General features: G+C 57.9%; 25 protein-coding genes. 2 read left to right on the forward strand and 23 right to left on the reverse strand.

Annotated elements, in window-relative coordinates; genetic code table 11:
• Positions 1-20: 20 nt before the first annotated feature.
• The 5 genes from HZA03_02450 to HZA03_02470 are packed head-to-tail and all read right to left on the reverse strand — an operon-like array spanning position 21 to position 4,135.
• Entirely contained in the window at positions 21-512 is a 492-nt protein-coding gene (locus HZA03_02450; protein MBI5636811.1) for a DsrE/DsrF/DrsH-like family protein, read from the reverse strand.
• A gap of 12 nt (positions 513-524) precedes the next feature.
• A complete protein-coding gene (locus tag HZA03_02455) occupies positions 525-752 on the reverse strand; it encodes a sulfurtransferase TusA family protein (protein ID MBI5636812.1) in 228 nt (75 codons plus the stop codon).
• Between the two features lie 35 nt (positions 753-787).
• On the reverse strand, positions 788-2,191 hold the full coding sequence (locus HZA03_02460; GenBank protein ID MBI5636813.1) for a sigma-54-dependent Fis family transcriptional regulator: 1,404 nt from the start codon (positions 2,189-2,191) through the stop codon (positions 788-790).
• A complete protein-coding gene (locus tag HZA03_02465) occupies positions 2,188-3,282 on the reverse strand; it encodes a PAS domain S-box protein (GenBank protein ID MBI5636814.1) in 1,095 nt (364 codons plus the stop codon). Before HZA03_02465 ends, HZA03_02460 begins: the two co-directional genes overlap by 4 nt.
• Before the next feature lie 19 nt (positions 3,283-3,301).
• Positions 3,302-4,135, reverse strand: a complete 834-nt coding sequence (locus tag HZA03_02470; protein MBI5636815.1) for a sulfite exporter TauE/SafE family protein — start codon at positions 4,133-4,135, stop codon at positions 3,302-3,304.
• Positions 4,136-4,456: 321 nt separating this feature from the next.
• On the opposite strand from HZA03_02470, the gene HZA03_02475 reads away from it, so the two are divergent.
• Both HZA03_02475 and HZA03_02480 read left to right on the forward strand, forming a co-directional pair.
• Entirely contained in the window at positions 4,457-5,413 is a 957-nt protein-coding gene (locus tag HZA03_02475) for an NTP transferase domain-containing protein (protein ID MBI5636816.1), read from the forward strand.
• Positions 5,414-5,419: 6 nt separating this feature from the next.
• The gene (locus HZA03_02480) at positions 5,420-6,163 is read left to right on the forward strand and encodes a radical SAM protein (GenBank protein ID MBI5636817.1); all 744 of its coding nucleotides are present in this window, start codon (positions 5,420-5,422) and stop codon (positions 6,161-6,163) included.
• 18 nt (positions 6,164-6,181) lie between these two features.
• Here the strand turns inward: HZA03_02480 and HZA03_02485 are convergent, their stop codons facing one another.
• The 18 genes from HZA03_02485 to tusD form a co-directional block, all read right to left on the reverse strand.
• Positions 6,182-7,450, reverse strand: a complete 1,269-nt coding sequence (locus HZA03_02485; protein ID MBI5636818.1) for a peptidyl-prolyl cis-trans isomerase — start codon at positions 7,448-7,450, stop codon at positions 6,182-6,184.
• A gap of 271 nt (positions 7,451-7,721) precedes the next feature.
• Positions 7,722-10,055, reverse strand: coding sequence for a hypothetical protein (locus HZA03_02490; protein MBI5636819.1), 2,334 nt, complete (start codon positions 10,053-10,055; stop codon positions 7,722-7,724).
• Between the two features lie 170 nt (positions 10,056-10,225).
• On the reverse strand, positions 10,226-11,116 hold the full coding sequence (locus HZA03_02495; protein MBI5636820.1) for a hypothetical protein: 891 nt from the start codon (positions 11,114-11,116) through the stop codon (positions 10,226-10,228).
• 68 nt (positions 11,117-11,184) lie between these two features.
• Positions 11,185-12,396 carry a polysulfide reductase NrfD gene (gene nrfD, locus HZA03_02500; GenBank protein MBI5636821.1) on the reverse strand — a complete coding sequence of 404 codons (1,212 nt, stop codon included), beginning with the start codon at positions 12,394-12,396 and terminating at the stop codon, positions 11,185-11,187.
• Between the two features lie 5 nt (positions 12,397-12,401).
• A complete protein-coding gene (locus tag HZA03_02505) occupies positions 12,402-13,169 on the reverse strand; it encodes a 4Fe-4S dicluster domain-containing protein (GenBank protein ID MBI5636822.1) in 768 nt (255 codons plus the stop codon).
• Positions 13,170-13,179: 10 nt separating this feature from the next.
• Positions 13,180-13,530, reverse strand: coding sequence for a hypothetical protein (locus tag HZA03_02510; protein ID MBI5636823.1), 351 nt, complete (start codon positions 13,528-13,530; stop codon positions 13,180-13,182).
• Positions 13,527-13,724 (reverse strand): hypothetical protein, encoded by a 198-nt coding sequence (locus tag HZA03_02515; GenBank protein ID MBI5636824.1) that lies wholly within the window; start codon positions 13,722-13,724, stop codon positions 13,527-13,529. The genes HZA03_02510 and HZA03_02515 overlap by 4 nt, the downstream gene beginning before the upstream one ends.
• On the reverse strand, positions 13,721-15,214 hold the full coding sequence (locus HZA03_02520; GenBank protein ID MBI5636825.1) for a (Fe-S)-binding protein: 1,494 nt from the start codon (positions 15,212-15,214) through the stop codon (positions 13,721-13,723). Before HZA03_02520 ends, HZA03_02515 begins: the two co-directional genes overlap by 4 nt.
• 13 nt (positions 15,215-15,227) lie before the next feature.
• On the reverse strand, positions 15,228-15,956 hold the full coding sequence (locus HZA03_02525) for a respiratory nitrate reductase subunit gamma (protein ID MBI5636826.1): 729 nt from the start codon (positions 15,954-15,956) through the stop codon (positions 15,228-15,230).
• A gap of 21 nt (positions 15,957-15,977) precedes the next feature.
• A complete protein-coding gene (locus HZA03_02530; GenBank protein MBI5636827.1) occupies positions 15,978-16,313 on the reverse strand; it encodes a TusE/DsrC/DsvC family sulfur relay protein in 336 nt (111 codons plus the stop codon).
• Between the two features lie 33 nt (positions 16,314-16,346).
• Positions 16,347-17,765 (reverse strand): hydrogenobyrinic acid a,c-diamide synthase (glutamine-hydrolyzing), encoded by a 1,419-nt coding sequence (gene cobB, locus HZA03_02535; GenBank protein MBI5636828.1) that lies wholly within the window; start codon positions 17,763-17,765, stop codon positions 16,347-16,349.
• Positions 17,766-17,775: 10 nt separating this feature from the next.
• Positions 17,776-19,743, reverse strand: coding sequence for an FAD-dependent oxidoreductase (locus HZA03_02540; GenBank protein ID MBI5636829.1), 1,968 nt, complete (start codon positions 19,741-19,743; stop codon positions 17,776-17,778).
• A gap of 10 nt (positions 19,744-19,753) precedes the next feature.
• Entirely contained in the window at positions 19,754-20,842 is a 1,089-nt protein-coding gene (gene dsrB / locus HZA03_02545; GenBank protein MBI5636830.1) for a dissimilatory-type sulfite reductase subunit beta, read from the reverse strand.
• 61 nt (positions 20,843-20,903) lie between these two features.
• Positions 20,904-22,103 carry a dissimilatory-type sulfite reductase subunit alpha gene (dsrA, locus tag HZA03_02550; protein ID MBI5636831.1) on the reverse strand — a complete coding sequence of 400 codons (1,200 nt, stop codon included), beginning with the start codon at positions 22,101-22,103 and terminating at the stop codon, positions 20,904-20,906.
• A 32-nt stretch (positions 22,104-22,135) separates the two neighbouring features.
• Positions 22,136-22,798, reverse strand: coding sequence for a HEAT repeat domain-containing protein (locus HZA03_02555; GenBank protein MBI5636832.1), 663 nt, complete (start codon positions 22,796-22,798; stop codon positions 22,136-22,138).
• 3 nt (positions 22,799-22,801) lie between these two features.
• Complete coding sequence (gene dsrH / locus HZA03_02560; GenBank protein MBI5636833.1) at positions 22,802-23,095, reverse strand: sulfurtransferase complex subunit TusB; 294 nt, start codon at positions 23,093-23,095, stop codon at positions 22,802-22,804.
• Between the two features lie 15 nt (positions 23,096-23,110).
• Positions 23,111-23,509, reverse strand: a complete 399-nt coding sequence (tusC, locus tag HZA03_02565; GenBank protein MBI5636834.1) for a sulfurtransferase complex subunit TusC — start codon at positions 23,507-23,509, stop codon at positions 23,111-23,113.
• 1 nt (position 23,510) lies between these two features.
• Positions 23,511-23,870 (reverse strand): sulfurtransferase complex subunit TusD, encoded by a 360-nt coding sequence (gene tusD, locus HZA03_02570; GenBank protein MBI5636835.1) that lies wholly within the window; start codon positions 23,868-23,870, stop codon positions 23,511-23,513.
• Positions 23,871-23,929 lie beyond the last annotated feature (59 nt).

Raw genomic sequence — 23,929 nt, forward strand, 5'->3', positions numbered from 1 at the left:
TCCGGGGTTCAGAAAAAAACCTAGAAGGAGAGGGATATGTCGGCATCGACCGCGTAATCGAGGTACATCCCCGCGCCGCCGATTTCCACGCCGTCGATGAGATCCTCTTTTTTGACTCCCATTACATCCATTGTCATTTGGCATCCAATCATCCGCACACCGGTCTTCAGGCAGGTTTCCAACATTTTATCCACCGGCATCACGTTCGCTTTTGCCATCCAGCCCTTCATCATGCCGGTGGCCATCGCGGTCATGCCGGGAAGCACGCCTATGATGTTCGGCACGCCGATCGGCAGCCCCGGTATCGGTTTGGGCGCCGCCGGGTTGGCCAGCGGGGCAACCTGCAGGTTGGCGCCTTTCTTGATGATTTCAAGGCCGTAAAAGGTGAAGAAAATGCAGGCTTCCATGTCCATCGCCACCGCCGTGCTTGCCAAAATCAGCGGCGGATAGGCCATGTCCAGCGTCCCATGTACGGCAATAATTGAAATGCGCTTCGGTTTTTCTTCGCTCATCGATTCCCCCTTTTATTTCTTTTTTACGTAGAAGGTGAAGACGGTGCCTTCCTGCTTCTGTTCAACGATGGCGTTGCCCGTGCGCTTGGCCCACGACGCCATATCGTTCACCGAACCCGGATCGGTCGCGCACATTTCGACGATGTCGCCGCTTTTCACTTCGCCCATGGCGGCCTTGATGTTCAGGATCGGTTCCGGGCAACACTGTCCTTTGCAATCCAACTTTTTGGCTATTTGCATTTCACGTTCCTCCCTGTTAAACGATTGTTTGGTTTTCAGCCTTCAAACTGGCTTTTTTTCAAATGGTATTTTTTCAGCTTGTTGTGGAAATTCTTGTAGTCCAGCCCCGCTTCTTTGGCGGCGGCGCTGATATTCCCCCGGTGCTTTTTCAGCACATGGGAAAGATAATGCGTTTCGAACGATTCAATCACTTTCTTTTTGGCGGACTGGAAGCCGGCTTCCTGTCCGGTGATATGCAACGCCTTTCCGTTGTTGCCCGGCATGCCGGGGATCTCAATTTTATCCAGCCGGTCTTTGGCGGCGAGCACCACGGCGCGCTCGATGATGTTTTCAAGTTCCCGCACGTTGCCGGGCCAATCGTACTGGGTGATGGCCGCCATCGCGGCGGGGGAGATGCTGGTAATCTCCTTGTTGTTCTTTTTGGCGAATTTTTTGATGAAGTGATGCACCAGCAGCGGGATATCCTCTTTCCGCTCGCGCAGGGACGGCAGATAAATCGGTATCACGTTCAGCCGGTAGAAAAGGTCCAGCCGGAAGGTTCCCTCGCGGATCGCCTCTTCCAGGTTGCGGTTGGTTGTGGTTATCACGCGGGTATCGACGGTGATGGTGTCGTTTCCCCCCATCCGGTCAAATTCCCCCTCCTGCAGGACCCGCAGCAGCTTCGCCTGCACGGCCATGGATATTTCCCCGATTTCGTCAAGGTAGATGGTGCCGCCGTTTGAAGCCTCGAATTTTCCCTTGCGCTGCTGGATGGCTCCGGTGAACGCGCCGCGCTCGTGCCCGAACAGTTCGGCTTCCAGCAGCGATTCGGGGATGGCCGCGCAGTTCATCCGGATGAAGTTGCGGTTGCGCCGCTGGCTGTGGCGGTGGATGGCGCGGGCGATAAGCTCCTTGCCGGTGCCGGTTTCGCCGCGGATAAGAACCGTGGCGTCGCTTTCGGCCACGACGCGGACTTTTTCGTACACCTTGAGCATCTTCTTGCTCTGGCCCACGATGTTGTCCATCTCGAATTTTTCGTCCAGCTCGGCCTTGGTCCGCCAGAGTTCGGTCAGCAACCGGTGGTGCCCCGCCGCCTTTTCCACCAGCAGGGCCATTTCATCGTAGTTAATCGGTTTGGCGAGGTAGTTGAACGCCCCCGCCCGCATAGCCTCCACCGCCATCTCGATGGTGCCGTGGGCGGTAATCATCATGACAATGGCATCCGCGTCTTTGCGCCGCAGTTCCGCCATCAACTGAAAACCGTTCATATCCGGCAGGCTGTAGTCGATGATAAAGAGGGCATAGGAGTTTTCATTGGTGTGCGAAAGGGCCTCGCGCCCCGTCTGCGCGGTATGCACAGTGTAGTTCTTGCGTTCGAGGTTCACGCGCATCACGTCCAGGATGGCGGGCTCGTCGTCCACCACCAGGATCGGATACGGATAAACCTTGTCCGGCGTCATACCGGCAGGCCGACCCGCACGCAGGCGCCGCCGCCCGGATTGCTTTCGATGAACGCGTAGCCGCCGTGGCTTTTCATGATTTCCTTCACGATGGGAAGTCCCAGCCCGGTGCCGTTTTTCTTGGTGGTGTAGAACGACTCAAAAAGCCGGTCGGCCATCTCCTGTGAAACGCCGATGCCGCTGTCGATGAAGCTGATCTCGAGGAAATCTTCCCCGTTGATTTGCCGCTGGTTGCCCACGATCTCGATGTTTCCCGCCCCGTCAATGGCGTCGACGGCGTTGCGGAGCACGTTGATGAACACCTGCTGCATCCGCTCGGCGTCGTACTTCACGGCGGGAAGCCGTTCGTCAAGGAACAGTTCCACGCTGATATCGCGCGCGCGCGCCTGTTCCTCGATGATCGTCACCGACTTGAGCAACGCGGCATTGATCAATGCTTTTTCCACGCGCATCAGTTTTGGCCGGGCGTCTTCCAGCAGGCCAGTGGTAACTCTGTTCAGGCGCCCGATCTGCTCCTTGATGAGCCCCAGGTATTTTTGAATCTTTTCGTCGCCGGCATACTCTTGCAGCAGATAGTGGGCCGCCCCCTCCATCGCTTGCAGCGGGTTTCGTATCTCGTGGCTGGTCTTGGCCGCCATCTCGCCGATGATCGCCAGGCGGCGCGACCCCATCAGTTCTTTCTCCATCATCTGCCGCTCGGTGATGTCTTTGATGTATTCGACCATAAACTCCACTTTTCCCCCGCCGTTGCGTATGGGGAAATTGCGGATCTCGAACTGGCGCCGCAGGTTGTCCCTGAAGCACTGTTTGATACGCGATGGGGGGGAGATGTTGCTGAAGGCGGTCTGCGCCTGGCAGTCCTCGCAGACGGTGTTGTTGTTGTGGCAGACGAAAAAGCAGAAGCGTCCTTCGATATCTTCCGCCGTCTTGCCCATGAAGCGCTCCATCGCCTTGTTGAACATGACGACGCGGTAGCTTTGGTCAATGACAAGAATGCCGTCGGTAATGCCGTCGAAGATCGATTGGAGGATTGGATGGCTTTCGGTAAGGCTTCCCTTACCCGCGCTGATCGTGGCAATTCCGTTCAACATCGCCTTTTTATCCGCCTGTTTAATGGCTTTTGATGCCGGTTACCATGCTCACAAAGCTTATGAACGCCAAACCCGCCATCACCCGCTTCAGTACCAGATTCGGCAGCTTGTGGGCCATGGCGACCCCCAGTTTGATGCCGGGAAGTGAGCCGACCACCAGCAAAAGGGCAATGGCAAGATTTACATTTCCATAGTACAGGTAAACCCCCGCGCCGACAAGGGTGAGCATCACCGAAATGATGGTGCTGGTGCCGACCACGCATTTGGCTGACAGCTTAAACACCCCCGCGAGAATCGGGATGATGAAGACGCCGCCGCCGATGGAGGTGCCCCCCACCAGCGCCCCGATGCCGCCGCCGAACAGCGCCCCCGTCGTTTTCTGTTTCGCGGTGAGCGGGTCGCCGCATTTATATAAGTCCGATTGATTTTTTTTAAACGCATCCCAAAAAAGGTAAATGCAGATTAAAAAGACCATCACCGCCAGTGCGGCTTTCATGTAAAAATCGAATGTATCAGGCGGCATCGATGCCTTGAGAATGTTTACGCCGATCGAAGAGAGCAGCACCATCGGCACCGCGCCGATGCTGAAGGCGAGGTTGGTTTCCACGTCAATGCTTCCCAGTTTCCAATGTTCAAACACCCCATATCCTTTGGAAAGCACGGAAAAGAGAAGGCTGGTGCCAACCGCCATTGCCGGATCGGTATGTGAAACGAACAGCAGCGCCGGCATGATCAAAACGCCGGCGCCGATGCCGGTCATGCCGATCAAAAATCCTAAAATGGCTCCCATGGCGAGCTGCGAAACGATAAAGCCACCGGTAAGCTCAAGCAACGAAGACCAAATCAGATCCAATAACATTCCCTCTTTAACTCAAGCAAACGTTGCATAAGGGGGTACAGTGGCATCCATCCCCAACTCCCCGGTCATCCCAGTCCATATTCAGCAAATAGCATACCACCGAAGTTTGATTTTGTATCATATATTTCAACGCGTTAACGTGGCCGACAGTGATTTTAAACCATATATATGGCATATTGACCATATATACATGCAAACCACTGTCTATGGTGTTGAGTCTTGGCGAATCCAAAGGGTTCGGGAAAAATCTCAAAATGCTTGAAAGTCCGCACTTCGCTTCCCGATATTTATGTTTAAAATAAACCAAGAGGAAGAATGACAACTGACGACGGTCCCAAGAAATTCGATGCCGCAATCATGGCTGGCGGACCCACGGCTCCTTTTGCCCGGAATCTTCCCAACAAAACGTTCATCAAAATAAAGGGACGCTGCCTGTTCGCCCATGTGTTGAACGCGTTGCTGCACGCCGGGAGGATAAAGCGCATCTACATTGTCGGACCAAAACAGGCGGTTGAGAAGGAACTTGCGGCCGATGCCGGGCTTCCCCTTTCCCGCAAGCCGGTGACGGTGATTCCAGAATCGAGGAACCTGATAGATAACATGTTCAACGCGTTCACGGCGTCGATAGAAGGCTATCATCCGGGGGAGGAGCTGAACAACGCTGCTTTGCTGGAGCAGGCCATTTTCGGCGTGGCGGGGGACTGTCCGCTCATTCTCCCGGAAGAGGTGGATCAGTTTCTGGAACGGTGTGACCTTTCGCGTTACGACTACTTCGTTGGCATGACATCCGAAGATACGCTGGAAAAATTCTATGCCCGTCCCGGCCACAGGGGCATCCAGCTTATTTACACCCCCTTCGCCGAAGGGCTGTTGCGGATCAATAACCTCCACCTGGCAAAACCGTTCAGAATAGCCCACCGGAACGAGCTTCACGAGATGTACCGGTTGCGCCATCTGCGGGAGATAATGAACATCCTCAAGTTCGGCTATGGGCTCAGCAAGCGCGGCCTCACGGTGGAAGAGTGGCGCGTATGGGCGAAAATGTTCACGGCGATCAAGGCGCGGCGGATGGGTTTTACGCGGCTCGCCGAATCGCTGCGGCGGCGCTCCCCGATGGATGTTGTGGTCGGCGCGGTGGACAAGATATTCGGCACCCGCTCAACCGTTGTGTTGACCACCTATGGCGGCGCGGCGCTCGATGTGGACCGCCCCTCGAACGCCCCGCTTTTTGAAACGTACTTCGACGAGTGGATAACGATACAGCGGGGTTGATAATAAGTGGTTGTTAAAGAGATTACAGCCAAGAGCATCCTGTCGAAATCCCAAATTTATGACTATGCCTTGAACCCCTACGTTGGGTGTCAGCATAACTGCGTTTATTGCTATGCCAAGTTTATGAAACGATTCACGGGACACCGTGAGCCGTGGGGGGAATTTGTCGATGTTAAAATAAATGCCGCCGAACTGTTGGCCCGCGAGGTTAAGAAAAAGAAAAAAGGCAACGTCTGGATAAGCGGGGTTTGTGATGCATACCAACCCTTGGAGGGGAAATATCAGCTTACAAGGAGATGCCTTGAAATCCTCGTTGAAGATTCCTGGCCATTTGCAATTCAGACCAAATCTCCGTTGGTTCTACGAGACATCGAGCTATTAAGGAAGGCGGCCGGCTGCGAGGTCGGGTTCACCATAACCACGGCGGATGAAAAGATGCGAAGCATTTTTGAGCCGGGCGCCCCGCCGATAGCCAAACGGATCGAGGCGTTGGCAACGCTTCATTCGGCGAAGATAAAAACCTTTGTCATGATAGCCCCTTTGCTTCCCGGCGCCGAAGGGCTGGTTGATCTGCTCAAAGGCAAGGTCGACCATGTTCTGGTCGACAGGTTGAACTATCATTATGCGGATTGGGCATATAAGAAACACCATATGCAATGGGCGATGGATAATGCGTTCTTCGATCAAAAGGGTGAAGAACTGAGGGCGGGATTTGAAAAGGCGGGTGTGGCTTGTGAAAAGCTGTTTTAAGGATGTTTAACGCAACAATCACAAATCGTTCACGGCGGGGTAGATGACGAGGTCTTTCCCCACGCGGAGTTTTTCCAGGTATTTCAGCATGCGGGTTTCGATGATGAGTTGCGAGGCCGCCTTCTTGATGTCCGCCGCGTCGCGTTTCTCGCGCGGGGTTATCGAAAGCAGCTTGAAGATGCTGTACCCTTTGTCCCCTTTGATCGGCTGCGTGATCTCCTCCGGCTTCATTTTCATGATTATCCGGTCGATGCTGGAGTAGAGGTGCTCACCGATCTTGACCGGCTCGATGCGTCCGGCGTTTATGCCGGCGTTCGGCGCTATGGAATGTTCAGAGGCGAGTGCATAAAAGCTTTCCCCTTTCAGGGCGCGTTGCCGCAGCGATTCGGCCTCCCGCTCCGTTTTGGCGACGATCAGCAGGACTTCGGCGGTTTGCGGCTTGTAGCGCAGGTGGCCGTTCTTTTTTATAAACGCGCTTACTTCTTTTTCGGCGGGGATAAACCGCTTTTCCAGATTACGCCGGTGAATCACAATAGCCAGCACGCGGCTGTTGTTGGCAATTTCGTCGTTATAGTCCTTGTCCCCATCAAGGCCCGCCTCGCGCGCGGCGGCGGCAAACAGTTCTTCCTCCACTGATTGGGCAAGAATATCCATCAACGCGTCTTTGCTGTTGCCCGATTCGGCAAGCGGCCCCTTGATGTCTTTAAAATAAATGCTGAATGATTTGGAAGATACCAGTATGTCATCATCCGCGAACGAAGAGGTCGCCGCCGTGGCGATGGTCGGGACATATTTGACCGCATAGGCGTCGAAAAGGCGCGCCGATTCGTTTTCAAGCGCCTTGTGGCGGCTCTCTTTCAAAAGCAGCGCTTTGGCGGCTTCTTCCCCGATTCCCTTTTCTTTGGCGAATTTTTTAATATCGGTTTCGGCGGGGGAAATGGCGTTTAGCAGTTTTTTACGGTACAGATTGGCAAGCTGGGAGCGTTTGTGGATATTCATCTCGCCGGTAAATTCGGGGGAGGAGGGGACGCCATGCGCCACCGCGTCGCTATATAACAGTTCGGCGTCAATCATGTTTCCCAGCACTTCCATCACGAGCATTTTTTGCGATGCCGTGGGGGGGGAGCCGCCCGGCAAGGCGTAAGGGGTGCTGTTCACCGTTTTTTTAAGTTCTTCGATCGTGATGGTGCGGCCCCCCACTTTCGCGGCAGGAGTATCAGCTGCTGCAATTATGGGTAACAGGAACAAGAGGGCCGCCATCAGCAAGGTGAACGGTTTGTTGGTCATGGTGCAAACTCCTTTTGAATCCATTGTCCTTGCAGGACAAGACGGACAGGAGTGTCCGTCCCACCTGGATTAAGGCATAAGGCTATTTCATAGGTGGCGCGGACACTCTTGTCCGCGTTGCTCCACAAGGAGCAAGCCCTATCTATCAATTTTAAAACTGAGACACCACTGTAATTCGCGGTTCATTTCTTGTCCAAGTTCTTTCACCAAATAAAAAACGGCTGGCGGCCTAGAACCGCCAGCCGTTTCATTATACCGCGCTACAGCCCGCTTACTTGGGGTTGGCTCCGCCAAGGTCGGGGGCGATAGAGTGCATGAATTCGACCGCGAGGGCGAAGTCGGTGCCTATCTTCTTGCCGTTGTATTCGCGCTTTTCGGCGATGACCGGCACGCCGCCTTTGTTGGTCACGTGGCAGGCGGCGCACTTGATCGGGCCGTGGCTGCCGTCCGCGTTCATCGATGCGGCCTGCTTAAAGGAGGTTTGATCCACCTTCGGGCTGGCCGGATAGAGGCCGTGGATCGATTGGTGGCACGCCTGACAGGCGAGGCCGGAGTGGCCTTTGGAGTAGCGCATCAGGCTGTATTTTCCGGGCTGGTTGATCGGGAAGGCGACGCCGCCCTGGCCTTCGACGAACGGCGCGCTGTGGCAGTCGGCGCAGTGCGGTTCGCCAGCCGAGAGCCAGTAGTCGCGGCCGTGGGTGGCCGCTGAATACGGCACCGCCATGCCGCCGTCGATCTTGTCGCTCGGGTTGGCCGAGAGTATCTGGACATTGATGTCGCCGTCTTCGTCCTTAGTCGCCACCGGGCCGCCGTTGGCGATCTTGATGACCGCGATATCCGGCACGGTGCGTTCCTTGCCCCAGGTCAGGAGCACGCCGTTGTCCTCGTTGGTCACCTTCGGATCGATGTAGCGGTCTATGAGGGTTTTTTCATCGACGCCGATGGCTTCCGCTATCTGGGCGAGCGACTTGTTGCGCAACGTTTCCCCTTCGCCCGGCTTAAAGGCCGATTTCAGGTTGTCGCGCTGATAGAGTTCGCGGGAAAGCTGGTTGTGGCAGTTGGTGCACCAGATGCCCTTGTATTTGTCTCCTTCGTAGGCCACATTTTTTTTCAGATATTGACCCACGGCGTTGAGGTGCTGTTTGCTCTTGAGTTTGGCGGTATCCGGGTTGCTGTGCGCGTCGCGGCCCACGAAGCAGCCGCCGGCGGCGTCGCGGTTATCCGCTTTGGCGAAGGCGTTTTCCCCGGTCTTGGTGATCGGGTAGCCCTTCATGCTCCGGTCAAACCGATGGGCCGGGTGGCAGCCCTGGCAGGAACCGGTGCGGCCCTTGCTGTCCGACAACGGACGGTTCTTGATGTGCGCGAAGTGCAGCGCTTCGGTCAGCGCCATAATCACGCGTCCCTTGTCTTCGGCCTTGGCGCCGGGCACCACTTCGCCCACCGTTTTGGAGGAGAGCTTGGCGATGACGTTGTCCGCGTGGCAATCCTGGCACAGCACCGCCTGACGGCCGAGGCGGTTGTTGGTCGCCTTCGGGTTGTAGTTTTTCAGGAATTCGGTGCCGTGCTTGTCGTCGTGGATTTCCATGATGGAAATGGCTGTGCCTTTCAGGCTGGCGAACCAGTCGGAGGCGCCAACCGATTTCCAGTAGTTCATTTCATCCTTGTACTTGTTGAACTTGGCGCCGTTGGCATTGGCGTTCGAGTGGCAGTTGAAGCAGTTCGGCACGTCAATCGGGTTGGTGCCGGTAAACGACACCGGTTTGCCGGTGGTGGAATCGATGACCGCTTTGCCGGTTTTTTCGTCCACCAGCGTTACTTTCGCCTCTTGATAGGGCTGGATGTCGGTTTCGTCCAGCCGCAGCATTCCCTTCACCACGTCCTTGTCGTAGAAGCCGGTGAGCGGCAGGCCGAGCGCATCCCAGATGCCGGGGTTGGTCAGCACGATCGGCACGTTGTCCAGCACGGGGCTTTTGGTGTAAACGATGGTTCCCTTGTCGCCGGAGTAGTGGAGAAAGCCGTTGGATACCGGCTGGCCGGATGGCCCCGCGTCCTGCGGGATCGGAATTTCGACGCCGACGCGCAGTTTTTCGCTGTCCTTGCTGGTGCCGTTCGGATTGGTGCCCGCAAGGTCGGCGTAGACATAGAGGTGGCGGAAGTAGGCGTTCGCCACGCTTTCGTTCGGCTCGTAGGGGTTGCCGTTGCCGTTGATGTCGTATGGCGCGTTCCAGTACGCCATCTTGTTCCCTTCGGAGTAGGAGTTGCCGACATGTTCGTAGTGCAGTTTGTACCGTTTGTTGCCGTCAACCAGCACTTCGTGGTTTTTCGGATCGGCTTCCAGCACCTTCGGCAGCTTGTCGGCGCCGCTGTCCAGCCTGCCGTGGCGGACGACCTGGGCCTGCACGGAGTTGTACGGGGGGAGAACGCAACAGTAGGTGAAATCGAAGCCGGTGCAGTGCATGCCAAGCTCGTAGTTGATCGAGATGACATAGTCATGCCCCGCGTCCTTCGCCGCTTCCGCCACCATCGGTTGCGCCGCCGCGCCGTAACCGAAGAAGAGGGCCGCGAGGAACAACGGCATTCTACAGACAGACCACCACTTGTTCATGAAAACCTCCTTTTATAAAACCCCTTTTATAGGCCAATGGCCGGTATCGAAGGTATTTCCGCACCGCCCCTAGCCTGATTCTTTACGCTTTCCATTTAATTATCCGCCTGTTTTATATTTTCAGGCACCCAAAAATGTGCTTATGCGTGCATAAGCGCCCCATATATGTTTCAATTGGTCAACCCCTTCATTGTTTCCTCTATGTCTCCCGGGGTGGACATGATCTTGCCGAAAGTTCCCATGGTCAGCAGCGGCCAATGCAACGCGATCCGGTACCGGCCATGCAGCATGGTGGCTTTTTTATCCACCAGGATTATTTCGTAGGGGAGAGCGGCGAGGTGGTCTTCCCCGATGATCGGCAAAAAATGCGCTTCGCCGGTTTCTTTGTTTCCTAACGCAACGCCGAACACGGCGGTTTTCGCCGATTGGCCGATGATCTCATACACGGGGGCCGCTCCCCCTTTTTTGTCGGCGAGGTTTTTCCGTATTTTTTCCAATCCCTCTTCGAAAGAGCCGAAGCTCTTCAGCGTCACCGGGTCGTCGAAATATTCCATGCCGATCATGTAGTGGTAGTGTTCCAGCTCTTTGGCGTTAAGGGCGCCGCCAAAGGGGACGAGGTCTTGCTTGACCGCGACCTGAAGCGCCTGTTTGACGAGATCGTCGATCTTCATGAGCGGCGCTTCGTGCGCCTTGAATTCTTTCATCAGGTAGGCCCGGAAGAGGTATGCGGGATTGACCAGGGAAACGGCGGTTTTCCCCCCGGTTTCCATTAGTCCGACTTTAAGCGCGGCGGCAAGGAAGCCGCGGTCTTTCACCCGCGCCAACTCGTCCTGAAGCGCTTGACCGGTGAAAACGATCACCTTCAGCGAGGGCTTATCCTCCGGGCTGTATTCACCGATGATGGCAAAGCCGGCGGTTTCCAGAGCGTCTTTTACTTTTTGGGCGGTATCGGCGATATTCGCCTCGACCGTGGCTTTGTAAAAGGCGTGATGGCTCTCGGCCGCTTGCGCCGCGCCGCAAACAAGGAACAGCGCCGTAAGAAACGAAACAAAAGTCTTCATCCCCACCTCCGCATTGTTAAGTGTCATTCTGAGCGCAGCGAAGAATCCCTTAAATGACCCATTGGCCGCTATTTCTTTTCACCGGCGGTTCCCTCGTCGATAACCGCTTTATCCGGCATCATTTCAAAAAATTTCAGGCCCAGCGCATAGAGGAAAAAAACAAAGGAAAGTATGCCCGCGCCGAACAGGATTTCCATCGGGCTTATGCAATAATCGATCACCCGTCCGTCCTGAAACGGCCCCGCGATGTGGTAGCCGGGGAACATTTCCATCGGCATCACCTGCCCGGGAATGACGATGATGTAGCGTTCCGCCAATACGCCGATAACGACCAGCGCCGAGGCGAAGAGTATCCACTTTACCGATTTGCCGGTGGCGGGGTTGGCGAGGATGACAAACGGGAAGAGAAGGCCGCAGCCGATCATCCCGATCCAGAAAATGAGCGAATACTTGTTGCCGGAGAGCAGGAGAAACTTCTGCACCGCGTAGTTCCCCGGCCAATAGGAGCGGGTGACATTCTCGATGAAGACGAGATAGGCGACGACGACGATGAACGCCGCGAGATAGAGGCCGAGGCGGCGTATCAGCTCGTCGTCGAGCGCGCGGCCGGTGAGTTTGAAGGTGCCGTAGAGCACCATGATCATCAGCGCCGTGCCGGAGGAGAGAGCCGCCGCGATGAAGCTGGGGGGGAGCAGGGGAGAGCTGTACAGCTCGCGCGCGCCGACGAAGCCGAAGATGGCCCCGGTGCCGCTATGCACCAGCACCGCCCAGAAGACGGCGGTGTAACCAAGCAGCTTTACCAGTTTTTCCCTGTTGTTGAACATCGCCCAGAGGTAGACAAAGCAGATGCCGATGTATGCGCTGTAGAGCATCCCGTTGAGTGAGAACATGGAACGGGGATTCATGCTGAAGAAGGGGACGAGGATGCGGTCCGGCCGGCCCCAATCGAGGATGATGCACATCAATGCCCCGATGAGCAGAAGCGCGGCAAGCAGCGCCGATATGCGGGCCAGCGGCTTGAACTCCGTTCTGCCGAAAACGGACGAAAGCGCGGAAAGCACCAGCGATCCGGCGGAAAGGCCGATGAGGTATACCGCCATCACGATGGGGAAGCCCCACGGAATGGCGTTGGTCATGCCGGTGATGTGATGGCCGTGGAGGTACATCATGTACGCGGACCAAAAGCCGCCGAGCGACAAAAGTCCCAGCATCACGACAAGGAGCCGGAAGCCGGCGGAGTTTCCCCCGATGGCGGAAAATTTCGTTTTCATGTTCGCCATGCCGTTCATATCCCCGTGTAAAAGACTTTGGGTTCAAGGCCGAGGTCTTCGCGCACCCCTTTGGTGGCGACGGCGCGGATGTATTTGACGATGGCGCTTTCGGGGTTGTTGAGGTCGCCGAAGATCATCGCCCTTTCGCCGGATTTGTCGCACGCCTCGACGCAGGCGGGAATTTTTCCCTGGTCGATGCGGTGGGCGCAGAAGGTGCATTTTTCCACCACGCCGTGGCTCCGCTTCGGCACATCGCGGTTGGTCCACTCCGTCGTTTCCTTGAAGACGAAGGTGCGCGCCTTGTAGGGGCAGGCGATCATGCAGTAGCGGCAGCCGATGCAGCGGTGTTTGTCTATCATCACGATGCCGTCGTGACGGGTGAACGTGGCGGCGACGGGACAGACGTGCTGGCACGGGGGCTGTTCGCAATGGTTGCACAGGAGCGGTAAATGCTTTTCCGGCCCGCCGCGCTCCGGCGTCAGCGTCACCTTGCGTATCCAGTGGCCGTCATACCGTTCGTCGCCGAAAGCGGGGACGTTGTTCTCGGTGCGGCAGGCCGCGGTGCAAGCGGTGCATTGCGCGGTGCATTTGTTGTTGTCGATGACCATGCCCCACCGCGCTTTCCCTTTCGGCGGGATTTCAAGCGCCGTATCCGCCGACGCATTCTGTTCTTCGCCGGCATGCGCCGACGCGCTGTAGAGGGTGATGCCGTTGCCTATCACCGTTCCGGCGATGGCGGCGGCCCCCATTTTAAGAAGCGAACGTCGATCCAGTTCGGACATATCTTCCCCTTTATGGCAGATAATGGCAGTCAAAACATTCCGGCTGTACGCCGGCGTAGCTGTGGCAGCGGTCGCAGAACTCCGCCCGTTTGGCGTGGCATTTGCCGCATCCTTCGATGTGGTACTTGTGGCCGCGTTCCCCTCCGCGCACGATGAGGTCGCGCTGATGCGCCAGCAGCTTCATGTGGTTGGCGCGCATCCAGTCCGCCGGTTCCACGCATTCGGTGGCGTTGACCGCTTTGGCCAGTTGGGGGGCGGGCGCTTTTTTGAACAGCCCGTTGCCCGCGGCGGCATAGAGCAGCGGCGCGGCCAGGAGCGCCAGCAGCGTGATGGCTATTGCGATGGATCCTTTTGCTTTCATTTCTTCTTTTTAAACTTCAAAAAGCCTTTTTTAGGGAAGGCGCCGGTTTTATATTTATCGGTGCATAACGCCGCGCGGCCGCAGGTCTGCACGTTGCCGCACGGGTGATCCCAGTCGGTGCGGGTGCAGCCGCCGCGGCCGAAGACACCTTTAAATTCTTTGCCATCTTTTTTCCCGTTTCCGGTTCCGCTCACTTGCCGCCAAGCTGGATGGCGTTGCCCACCAGTTGGTGAACCCCGGCCACCGCCTCCATTGGAATGTCATAATAGGGCAGCACCTTGGTGAACTGCGCTTTGCAGATGGCGCAGATCATCGCCATGGTGTTCACCCCCTGATTGTCCATGACCTCTTTCAGCGCGGCGGCTTTCGGCGCGGCGCCTTTCACGCGGACTTCCAGCAGTTCGTCGCTCAACAGCCCGCCGCCGCCGCCGCAGCAGAAGGTCTTTTCGCGGTTGGCTTCCGGATCCATCTCCACATATTTGTTGCAAACCGCCTTGAGGATGTTGCGCGGTATCTCGAACTGGCCGCCCGGTTCGGTGCCCATCCGGCTGGCGCGGGCCACGTTGCAACTGTCGTGGTAGGTGACGGTGAACTCGTCGTTGGCGCTTTTATCCAGCCTGAGCGCGTTGCGGCGGATAAGCTCTTCGGTGAACTCGCAGATGTGCGTCGGCACCGCGTGATTCTTGTCGAGGTAGTCGAACGGCCCCGCCAGCGTGTTCCAAAAACTGTAGGCGACGCGGTAGGCATGGCCGCATTCGCCCACGACGATCCGCTTCACCCCCAACTCGCGCCCGGCGTCGGCGATGCGGGTGGCGATCTTTTTCGTATTGTCATAGCTGCCGATGAACATGCCGAAATTGGCGAACTCGGAAGCGTGCGAACTGAACGTGTAGCTGATGCCGGCGGCGTGAAACACCTTGGCGTAGCCGACCAGCGAATCGACATGCGGCGAGCTGAAGAAGTCCGCCGACGGCACGATCAGCATCACCTCGGCCCCTTTTTGATCCAGCGGGAATTTCACGTCGACGCCGGTGGCTTCCTTGACATCCTCTTCCAGAAACTCCAGCGTGCCGATGAGCGCGTCCTTCGGAATGCCGAGGTTGTTGCCGGTGTCATGCACCTTGGCGATGATTTCGAGGGTGTATTTTTGGCCGACGCCGATGGAATCCATTATTTCACGCGCCGCCATCGATATTTCAGCGGTATCGATGCCAAAGGGGCAAAAGACCGAGCAACGGCGGCATTGCGAACATTGGTGGAAGTAGGTCATCCACTCCCGCAACACCTCTTCGGTGAGGTCCTCGGCGCGGGCGAGGCCGCCGAAAAGCTTGCCGCCGAGGGTGAAGTTTTTGCGGTAGACTTTCCGCATCAGTTCCTGCCGGGCCACCGGCATATTGTTGGGGTCGCCGGTGCCGAGGAAGTAGTGGCACTTGTCGGCGCATGCGCCGCACTTCACGCAGACATCGAGAAACAGCTTCAGCGATTTGTATTTGCCCATCAGCTCGTTCATTTTTGCCAGCGCCACTTCCTTCCAGTTGTCCACGCGCTTGGCGGGAAAGCCAAGCTTGGAAAGATGCGCCTCGGACGCGGCGTGATATTTCACATGGGCCATCGCGCCGGGCTTGATGGCGGGGACGCTTACCCCGTTTTCTATGTCAGGTATCTCGAAATCAGCTTTGGCCATGATGTAAAAATCCTTATTTGGCGGCCCAAGGGTTTATGTGGCGGCGTTCGCGCGGGTCGTCCACCATGGTCCGGGTCGGGCTGAAAAAAACGCCGCCGGCGTGCATCAGCTTGCTGAACGGAAAATAGGCGGCAAGCATGAGCGCCAGCGTGAAGTGGATGATGAATGCCGGGTGCGGCGGCATATCCACCGGGCTGAACATCACCAGCCCCAGGAGGAAATGCTTGATGCCGGTTATGTCGGCGTGGTTTACGAATCTGAGGCCGAGGCCGGAAAGGGCGATCAGCAACAGCAGGAGCAGCACGAAGTAGTCGGCCGGAGACGAAATCCATGCGTAGCGGTCGACCGCTTTGCGGCGGATCAAGAGGTAGATGAGCGGCAGCGGCAGCAGCATCGCGCCGAGTAGCGCCACCGGCTGGATTTGCGCCAGCAGCGGCGAAACGGGGTGGATGAAAAGCCGCAGGTGCCGCGCGAAGACGGCGATGAGGATGACGTGGAAGGCGTAGCCGCCGGCCCATGTCCAGCGGTTTCCCTTGAACAGGTCGGCGAACAACGTGATGTTTATCAGGTTGCGCGCCACAACCCCGCCCATCGTGGCGGGGTGGGGGGTGACGGGAATGCTGAGCGGATTCGGCGTAACGGCATACCCCCAAAGCTTGTGGAGCAGGCCGCCGAAGAAAACGGCGGCCCCCGCATAGCTAAGGACGACGTAGACCAGCGATAACGGCGACAATCCGCTCATCGTTTTCCCCCGGCCGCTTTCTCAAACACAGCCGGTCGGTTTCGGCAGGCCGCCGATCTTGCATGCCTGCTTCGCCGGGCCGCCCGGAAACAGTTCGTACAGGTACTTGGTGTTTCCTTTTTCTTTGCCCAGTTTCTTGCCGATCTCTTTCGTGAGAATGCGGATCATCGGGGCGATCTTGTATTCCTTGTAGTACTCGCGGAGAAAGTTCACCACTTCCCAGTGGTTGGGGCCCATCACGACCTCTTCGCTGGCCGCCAGGGCGTTGGCCACTTCCAGATTCCAGTCGTCGAGATTCGTCAGATACCCGTCTTCATCCACCTCGATTTTTTTGCCGGCTATTTCCATAGTCGCCATTGTTTCCCCTCCTTAAATAAAAAGTTTAGTCGCTTACAGACAATTTCCTGACTTTGCCATGACCCGCCGCTTCAGCGAGAAGCCGGTCCGGGCGGCAAAACTTGCAAATTCGCGTGCCCATCGCGGGCAGCCCAGCGCGTGCAAATGGGCGAAGCCGGCGGTGACGTTTTTGTACACGATGCCGTCGCGTTTGCCGTCTATGCCCGCGCCGCGCGTTACGCGGAAGGCGTATTCCGTGTGGGAGTTGTTCACCACTTCTCCGTAGTGGAACTCGTGCGCGCGGATTTCGGCTCCGGCGCTTAACCACGGGCTTTTGCCGGTCGGTTCCAGCGTCATATAACCGTGGCCTTTCGGTTTATGGCGGATTATCACGTCGCACGAAAGCGCCCCCACCATCGCGGCGGTCTTGCCGCCGTATGTAACGCCGCGCGAGAGGTAGATCAGCCCGCCGCACTCGGCGTGCACCGGGAGGCCGGCTTCGATGGCGTCTTTGATGTCGCGGCGCAGGCAGGCGTTGAACTCCAGCTCGTCCATGTTCGTTTCCGGGAAGCCGCCGCCGATGTAAAGCGCATCAAGCCGTTCGGGCAGACGGCCGTCTTTTATGGCGTCCACCGGCACCAGTTCGGCCCCGGCCATCCGGAGCGCTTCCAGATTTTCAGGATAGTAAAAGGTGAAGGCGCGATCCATCATCACCCCGATCCGCGCGACGGGCGCGGGAACGGGGGAGGGCGGAGCCGCCGCCTCGATCTCCATCGGCGCGGCGTTGCGCGCGATGGCGATCACCTTGTCGATGTCGACGGAAAAAGCGACCTGCCGTTTAATGTTGTGTACCAGCGTCTGGAGATTTTCGTCCTCCTTCACCGGGATAAGGCCGAGGTGCCGTTCCAGAATCTCCATTTCAGGATTTTTCCGCACGGCGCCGAGTATCGGAATGCCGCAGTATTTGTCAATTACGGTCCGCAGCTTCGCCTCGTGCCGGGCGTTTCCCACTTTGTTGAGAATGACGCCGGCGATATTGATGTCCGGCTCGAACATCTTGTAGCCGAGGAGCAGCGGGGCGATGCCGCGCGTTGTCCCCGCGGCGTCCAGCACCATAATGACCGGCGCGTTGAGCAGCCGCGCAAGATTCGCCGCGCTCCCTTCGCCGCTGGTTTCCATGCTGTCGTGCAGCCCTTTGTTCCCTTCGATGAGCGAAATATCCGCCCTGGCGGCGTGCGCGTGGAACGAGCGGAGCAGTTCGTCCCACCCGAACATGAAGTTGTCGAGGTTGCGGCAATCCCGTCCCGCCGCGGCGGTGAGCCACATCGGATCGATAAAGTCCGGCCCTTTCTTGAAGGGCTGGACCGCGAGGCCCTTTTCGGCCAAGGCCGCGCACAGTCCCGCGGAAATGGTGGTCTTGCCGGCGCTTTTGTGGGCCGCCGAAATGACCATTCTTGGAATTGCCGTTTTCATTTCTCTCCGTTCAATTCATGTCGATGAAGCCGCACGGGCATTCTTCAAAACATTTTTTGCAGCCGGTGCATTTGGGAAGGTTAAAAGCGTAGTGCTGCCCCTTCGGAAGCTTGTTGATCGCCTGATCCTGGCAGTAGAGATAGCACTTTTCACAGTCGAAACACATACCGCAGCTCATGCAGCGGTCAGCCTCGTACTTCGCCTCTTCAAGGGAGAGCTGCCCCACCACTTCGTCGAACCCGCGGTTCATCCGCTCGGCCAATTCAATGCTTTTGCGCCGCGTCATCGGTTTCGCTTCGTAGTGGTCGAGCCGCATGCTTTCGGCCAGCACGGTTTTGCGCTCTTTTACCGGCTGGGCTTCGCGGTTCATCAGGACGTTGTCGATATCCAGCGCGCGGCGGCGTCCCTCGCCGATGGCGGCGGTGGCAAGCGCGATGGGGGCGGTGATGTCGCCGCCCGCCCACACCTTGTCTATTTGCGTACGCCCGTTGGCGTCCACGGTGAGCCATCCCTTTTCGTTCCTGAACATTTCGAGGCCGGTGAAGTCCGGCTTTTGGCCCAGCGCGCCGATCAACGTGTCGCATTCCAGCACGAATTCCGAGCCGGGGATTTCCACCGGTTTCGGGCGGCCCGAGGCATCGGCGTCTTTCAGTTCCATACGGATGAGCTTCACGTTCAGCCCCGCGCCGGTTTTTTCGGCTGAAACAGGCGTGCAGAGGAATTCGTATTTCACGCTTTCGGCCTCCGCTTCCCCAACTTCGTGCTTGATGGCCGGCATTTCCCCGCGCGAGCGGCGGTATACCAGCGTTACCTCCGCGCCGAGGCGGCGGGAAGTGCGCGCCGCGTCTATGGCGGAATCGCCCGCGCCGACCACGATTACGCGCTTGCCGACAGCCACTTTTTCGCCGTGGTTGATCTTGTTAAGGAATGCCGCGGCGGTCCAGACCCCTTCAACATTTTCACCCGGCACGCCCAGCTTCATCCCCTGATGCATGCCGAACGCCAGGTATACGGCGTCGAAGTTTTTTTGCAGATCGTCGAACCGCACGTCTTTCCCTATCCTTGTATTGTATTTGATTTCAACGCCGAGGTCGACAATCCGCTGAATTTCCGCGTCCAGCACGGCATCCGGCAGGCGGTACGAGGGAATGCCGTAGCGAAGCATGCCGCCGGCTTTTTCGTGCATCTCGTGAACGGTGACGGCGTAACCGCGCCGCGCCAACTGGTAAGCCGCCGAAAGCCCGGAAGGGCCGCCGCCGACAACGGCCACCCTCTTGCCGTTCTTTTCGTTAACCAGCACGCGGAGTTTCAGGCCGTTGGCGATGGCGTAGTCGCCGATGGCCCCTTCGACGCTGTTGATGCCAACGGTTTCGTCTTTCGCGTTCCGGTTGCACCCCGTTTCACACGGATGGGGGCAGATGCGCCCCATCGTGGAGGGGAAGGGGTTGCTGTTCGTCAGCGTGTAAAAGGCGGACTCGAATGAATTATCCTCGCGGATGTCGGTGAGCCATTCCCGGATGTTTTCCCCCGCCGGGCAGTTCATGGAGCAGGGCGGGTTTTTTTCCACATAGCTGGGGCGGAGGTTGGTGGAACTCTTCTTTCCCGACGTGGAACTGCCGCCACCGCCCCGCATTTTGAACGCCGCGCGGCTGAAGCTTTTCACTTCGCGCCCCCCGGCGGGAGCGGCGGCCGGCTCGGCGGCTTCCTGCTTCGGGGCCGAAGTGTCCACCTGCGAGGAAGCTCCTTCTTCGTGGGGAATTTCGATGGTCGAACCGAGGAAATAGCCGTATACGAGCTTCCCCGAATCTATCATCGGTCGTATGGCCTCCTTCACGTCGTCCTTGTCGACAACGTCGGACCCGTATTTCTCTTTCATCAGCTTGATGAGGTCGGTGGCTTTAAACTTCTTCTTGCCGTAATACTCTTCTATTACGGCAAAGATCGCCGCGCCCAGTTCCTCAACCGTCGGTTTGGACATGACGTTTCCCTTAATACTTCATGTGGGTGGTGGTGCGGAACGTTTTGTTTGCGCCGCGGAAGTCGTCGATGTGGTACCGGGTGAACGGCAGACCGGTGATCTCGAAGAACTTCGGCCAGCTTATCCGCTCGATCCATTCGCCCATCCGCTCCCACGGTTTTGCGTTGTCGGCGTAGACTTCGACGATTTTTTTCACCGCGTCGGTCACTTCGGGCCAGCGGGGCGGGTTATTCGGGAGGTAGGGGATCGCCAGTTTCGAGAACAGGGGGCGGGTGCGCGCGTTGGCCACCTTGCCGCCCACCCAGATAGACACGCCGTCGTTGTTGGGATCGGCCAGCGGCATCGCCGGGCAGGTGGTGTAACAGTTGCCGCAGTACATGCATTTTTCCTTGTCCACTTCCACCGAGGGTTTGCCGTTCACGGTGGCCGGCCGGATGGCGGCGGTGGGGCAGGCGGCCACGGTGGTCGGAATTTCGCAAAGGTTTTTCAGGTTTTCGTGGTTGACGTACGGCGGCTTGCGGTGAATGCCGAGGATGGCGATATCGGAGCAGTGAACCGCGCCGCACATGTTGAGGCAGCAGGCGACGGCAACCTTCACGCGTTGCGGCAGCTTATGGCTGCCGAAGTATTCGAAGAGGTCGTCCATGATGACCTTGGAAAGGCCGGAGGCATCGGTGGCGGAGGTGTGGCAGTGTATCCATCCCTGCGTGTGTACCACGCCGGAGATGGAGTTGTGCGTGCCGCCGACCGGCACGCCGTACGCCTTCAACTCGTTGATGAGCGGCTCAATGTTGGCCTTGTCGGCCAGCAGGAACTCCACGTTGTTGCGGCTGGTGAAGCGGACGTAGCCGCCGCTGTGCTTTTTCGCCAGCGCGGCCACCCAGCGGATGAACTGGGTGCTCACGAGGCGGGCGCTGGCGGCGCGCACGGTGTAGATGGCGTCGCCGCTTTCGGCCACGTGCATCAGCACGCCGGGCTGGGGGGCGGTGTGGTATTTCCACCGCCCGTAGTTCTTCTTGAGCAACGGGTGCATGAACTTCATGTGGTCGGGCGGCCCGACGTCGGTTATTCTTTGCGGGGCGGCATCAGCAGCGGCCATGTTCTGTTTCTCCCTTAAGTTTAAAACGTTTTAACCGTTTGGCGTATCCGGCGGCGGATGTTCAGTCTTCGCCTTCTTCCACGTTGTAGAACACATACGGGTTTTCACGCGGGTGCATGACCATGTACGGATTCGGCTCCAGCCCGATGGCTTCGACGAAGTTGGCAAGACCGACGCGGTTGACCAGTTCGCCGACGCGCTCGCGGTTATTGCCGTATTCCTCCCAGAAATCCCATATCCGCTGTATGAGGTCTTTCATTTCCGTGTACGGCGGCTCCATCTTCATGAAAGGGACGATGACCGAACCCATCAGCGCCCCTTCCACAATGGGGGCTTTCGCGCCGAGCATGATGGCGGCCCCTTTTTCCTTGCCGACGCGGAGCGCCTTCGGCATGACGTTGAGGCAATGCATGCAGTGGACGCATTCCTTGTCGTTGATCTTCATGGTCTTGCCGTCCCAGTCGATGCACTTGGTCGGGCAGAGGTCGCAAACATCGCGCTTGATGTCGAAACCGGGGATATTCGTATACTCGGGAAGCGCCGCCTGGTCGATCCGTATCTGGTCGCGCCATACGCCGATGATGGCGAAATCGGAGCGGGCGATGCCGGATACGCAGTCGTTGGGGCAGCCGGACATCTTGAACTTGAACTTGTAGGGCCACGCCGGGCGGTGGATGGTATCCTGAAATTCGCGGGTGATGACTTCGGTAACATCCAGCGTGTCGTAGCACGACATTTCGCAGCGGGCCGGGCCGACGCAGCAGCTTGGCGTGCGCGTGGCGGAGCCGGAGCCGCCCAAATCCCATCCGGCGTGCGTGAGGGCCTGGAAGGTCGGCTCAAGCCCGTCGGTCTTGGTGCCCAGCAGAATTATGTCGCCGGTGGAGCCGTGCAGGTTGGTCAGTTTGGATCCATGTTTGTCCCATATGTCGCACAACTCGTTCAGCGCCTCGGAGGTGTAAAACCAGCCGGCGGGGGGAAGGATGCGCATGGTGTGGAATTGCGCCACTTCGGGAAATTGCTCGGCTTTGCCGGAGTAGCGGCCGATGATGCCGGAGCCGTAACCGCGCACGCCGACAAGGCCACCGTGCTTCCAGTGCCCCATCCGGTCGTTATAGGACTGCTCGACCTGCCTCAGCAGGTCCACGGCCATCGGGGTGTCCGTGGCGGCGCGCTTGATTTCCGTCACGAAGCTGGGCCACGGGCCTTTCTCAAGCTCGTCCAGCATGGGGGTCTTTGCGTTTATCTTCGGGTTTTTGTCCATGGGTTCTCCCTCTTTGTTTCTTAAAAAACCTTTTATGCGCCCGTCGGCGGCGGGTGTGCGTTGCTATTCAACGCCAAGGCGGCAAGCGCGCGCCCGGCGACTTCTTTCACGGTCCAACGGTTCATCTCATCGTTTTCGTAAATGGACACTTCGCGGTTGTCGTCCACCAACAGCCGCAGTCCGGGGGCCGCCTCCGCCACGCGGAGTTTTCCCAATGCCCAGGCGGCGTTTCCCCTGATCGCGGCATCGGCGTCGTTTAACAAGGCGCGCAGTTCCGGCACCGTGTCCAGCACCGGGGCGCGATGGATTTCCCCCACGCGGCCGATTCCCCACAACACGCCGGGGAGCATCCCCCGGTCATCAAGGTAGTGGGTGGTTACGGGGATAACATCGCGCGCGAGATCGATGTTGTGCCGCGCCACTTCGGCGATCACCTGCGGCGAGCCTTTGCCAATGTTGCCCGACTCGTCGTTAAGCTGCCACGCGAGGCGGCTCATGTACCGCCTGATGGAAGAGGGGGCGGAGAGAGCCAATCGGCCCCAGACCGCCGCGGCCCGGTGGAGCAGCAGTTCGTCCCCCTCATAGAGGATGGACACGAGGCTCCGCAGCCAGTGCTTATCCTTTATCGCCATCTGTTCCACTTCCTCAAAACGTTTCGTCCGCAACAGTTCTTTCAGTTGTTCCCGTTGGGGCACGGTTCATATCCAGGGGCAGACATTGTGCTCCGCCACCAAATCCACAAACCCGGCGTAATCCACCACCCGCACCCCGTCGATCAGCTTATCGATGCCGCGGGCGGCGAGGTCTTCTTTCAGCGCATAGACGGCGCGCCCCTGGAGCGCGTCCTTAACCAGTCCTTCCAGCGCGGTGCCGGCCTGCGCGCCGTATACCCCGTCTTCGTAGAGCAGCACCGGGGCCTCTTTGCCCGCGAAGCGGAGGCAGCTTTTCAGATTGTCCGTTGTAAACGGCGATTTGTTAACGGTGAAAAGCATTTTTCATTCCCTTGCTTAAAACGGCAGAATGACCTTCTGCGCGCTGATGACGTTCGCGATTTCTTCGGCTTCAACAACTTCAACGCCGGTGACCAGGTCTTCTTCGGTGAGTCCCCGCGCTTCAAGCGAGGCGCGGTCGACATAAAGGTGTTCCACGCCGTACGGTTCCAGCACTTTGAAGGTTTTGGCAAACTCCTTGATGCCAAGGCCGGTTGTATCCTGTCCCTTTTTCAGGCAGTAAACGCCGTCGTCCACAAAAGCGGCGGTGATATCCTGGTCGTAGGCCGCCATGATGAGGATTACTTCCAGCCCCTCATAAGGGTAGATGGTGCCGTGCGGCGCCCTCTTGAAGATGAAGAGGAACTTTGTCTTCTCTTCGCTTGTTTCCTCTTCACCGCGTATGTCGTCGGGCATGTCAGTCTCCAAAGGTTATCAGGCGATCGGCGTTAATTCCCAGTTCCGTCAACTGCCCCAGCCCCGATATGCGCGATCCCGGCGCCAGGTTGCCGTCCGTTATCCCGCGGCGTTTGGCGGCGGCGATGCAGGCGATGGTGTCGATCTTGTGCTGTTGAACGAGGTCGGACCAGCGCTTGCTGATGTGGCGGTCGTCCTGCGGGGGGGTCATAAGGCTGGTGGCGTTATGAACGCCGTCGTTGTAGAAGAATATGCCGATGACCTCGTGCCCCTTTTTCAGAGCCGCCGTCGTGAAATGGTAAGCGCTATCAGAGGCCTGATGCTGATATGGCCCCTCAAGAACCAGTACAGCGAATTTCATGCTATCCCCCGCGTGAAGCGTTTTGCCCGTTGGCTATTATGTTTTTTTGCCATAGCAGT

It is taken from the genome of Nitrospinota bacterium, assembly GCA_016217735.1.
Classification (GTDB): domain Bacteria; phylum Nitrospinota_A; class UBA7883; order JACRGQ01; family JACRGQ01; genus JACRGQ01.

What these genes read in the sequence shown, in the direction of transcription:
- HZA03_02450 (MBI5636811.1), bottom strand. Translation starts at nt 512, where the DNA reads ATGAGCGAAGAAAAACCGAAGCGCATTTCAATTATTGCCGTACATGGG.
- HZA03_02455 (MBI5636812.1), bottom strand. Translation starts at nt 752, where the DNA reads ATGCAAATAGCCAAAAAGTTGGATTGCAAAGGACAGTGTTGCCCGGAA.
- HZA03_02460 (MBI5636813.1), bottom strand. Translation starts at nt 2,191, where the DNA reads ATGACGCCGGACAAGGTTTATCCGTATCCGATCCTGGTGGTGGACGAC.
- HZA03_02465 (MBI5636814.1), bottom strand. Translation starts at nt 3,282, where the DNA reads ATGTTGAACGGAATTGCCACGATCAGCGCGGGTAAGGGAAGCCTTACC.
- HZA03_02475 (MBI5636816.1), top strand. Translation starts at nt 4,457, where the DNA reads ATGACAACTGACGACGGTCCCAAGAAATTCGATGCCGCAATCATGGCT.
- HZA03_02485 (MBI5636818.1), bottom strand. Translation starts at nt 7,450, where the DNA reads ATGACCAACAAACCGTTCACCTTGCTGATGGCGGCCCTCTTGTTCCTG.
- HZA03_02490 (MBI5636819.1), bottom strand. Translation starts at nt 10,055, where the DNA reads ATGAACAAGTGGTGGTCTGTCTGTAGAATGCCGTTGTTCCTCGCGGCC.
- HZA03_02495 (MBI5636820.1), bottom strand. Translation starts at nt 11,116, where the DNA reads ATGAAGACTTTTGTTTCGTTTCTTACGGCGCTGTTCCTTGTTTGCGGC.
- nrfD (MBI5636821.1), bottom strand. Translation starts at nt 12,396, where the DNA reads ATGGCGAACATGAAAACGAAATTTTCCGCCATCGGGGGAAACTCCGCC.
- HZA03_02505 (MBI5636822.1), bottom strand. Translation starts at nt 13,169, where the DNA reads ATGTCCGAACTGGATCGACGTTCGCTTCTTAAAATGGGGGCCGCCGCC.
- HZA03_02510 (MBI5636823.1), bottom strand. Translation starts at nt 13,530, where the DNA reads ATGAAAGCAAAAGGATCCATCGCAATAGCCATCACGCTGCTGGCGCTC.
- HZA03_02520 (MBI5636825.1), bottom strand. Translation starts at nt 15,214, where the DNA reads ATGGCCAAAGCTGATTTCGAGATACCTGACATAGAAAACGGGGTAAGC.
- HZA03_02525 (MBI5636826.1), bottom strand. Translation starts at nt 15,956, where the DNA reads ATGAGCGGATTGTCGCCGTTATCGCTGGTCTACGTCGTCCTTAGCTAT.
- HZA03_02530 (MBI5636827.1), bottom strand. Translation starts at nt 16,313, where the DNA reads ATGGCGACTATGGAAATAGCCGGCAAAAAAATCGAGGTGGATGAAGAC.
- cobB (MBI5636828.1), bottom strand. Translation starts at nt 17,765, where the DNA reads ATGAAAACGGCAATTCCAAGAATGGTCATTTCGGCGGCCCACAAAAGC.
- HZA03_02540 (MBI5636829.1), bottom strand. Translation starts at nt 19,743, where the DNA reads ATGTCCAAACCGACGGTTGAGGAACTGGGCGCGGCGATCTTTGCCGTA.
- dsrB (MBI5636830.1), bottom strand. Translation starts at nt 20,842, where the DNA reads ATGGCCGCTGCTGATGCCGCCCCGCAAAGAATAACCGACGTCGGGCCG.
- dsrA (MBI5636831.1), bottom strand. Translation starts at nt 22,103, where the DNA reads ATGGACAAAAACCCGAAGATAAACGCAAAGACCCCCATGCTGGACGAG.
- dsrH (MBI5636833.1), bottom strand. Translation starts at nt 23,095, where the DNA reads ATGCTTTTCACCGTTAACAAATCGCCGTTTACAACGGACAATCTGAAA.
- tusC (MBI5636834.1), bottom strand. Translation starts at nt 23,509, where the DNA reads ATGCCCGACGACATACGCGGTGAAGAGGAAACAAGCGAAGAGAAGACA.
- tusD (MBI5636835.1), bottom strand. Translation starts at nt 23,870, where the DNA reads ATGAAATTCGCTGTACTGGTTCTTGAGGGGCCATATCAGCATCAGGCC.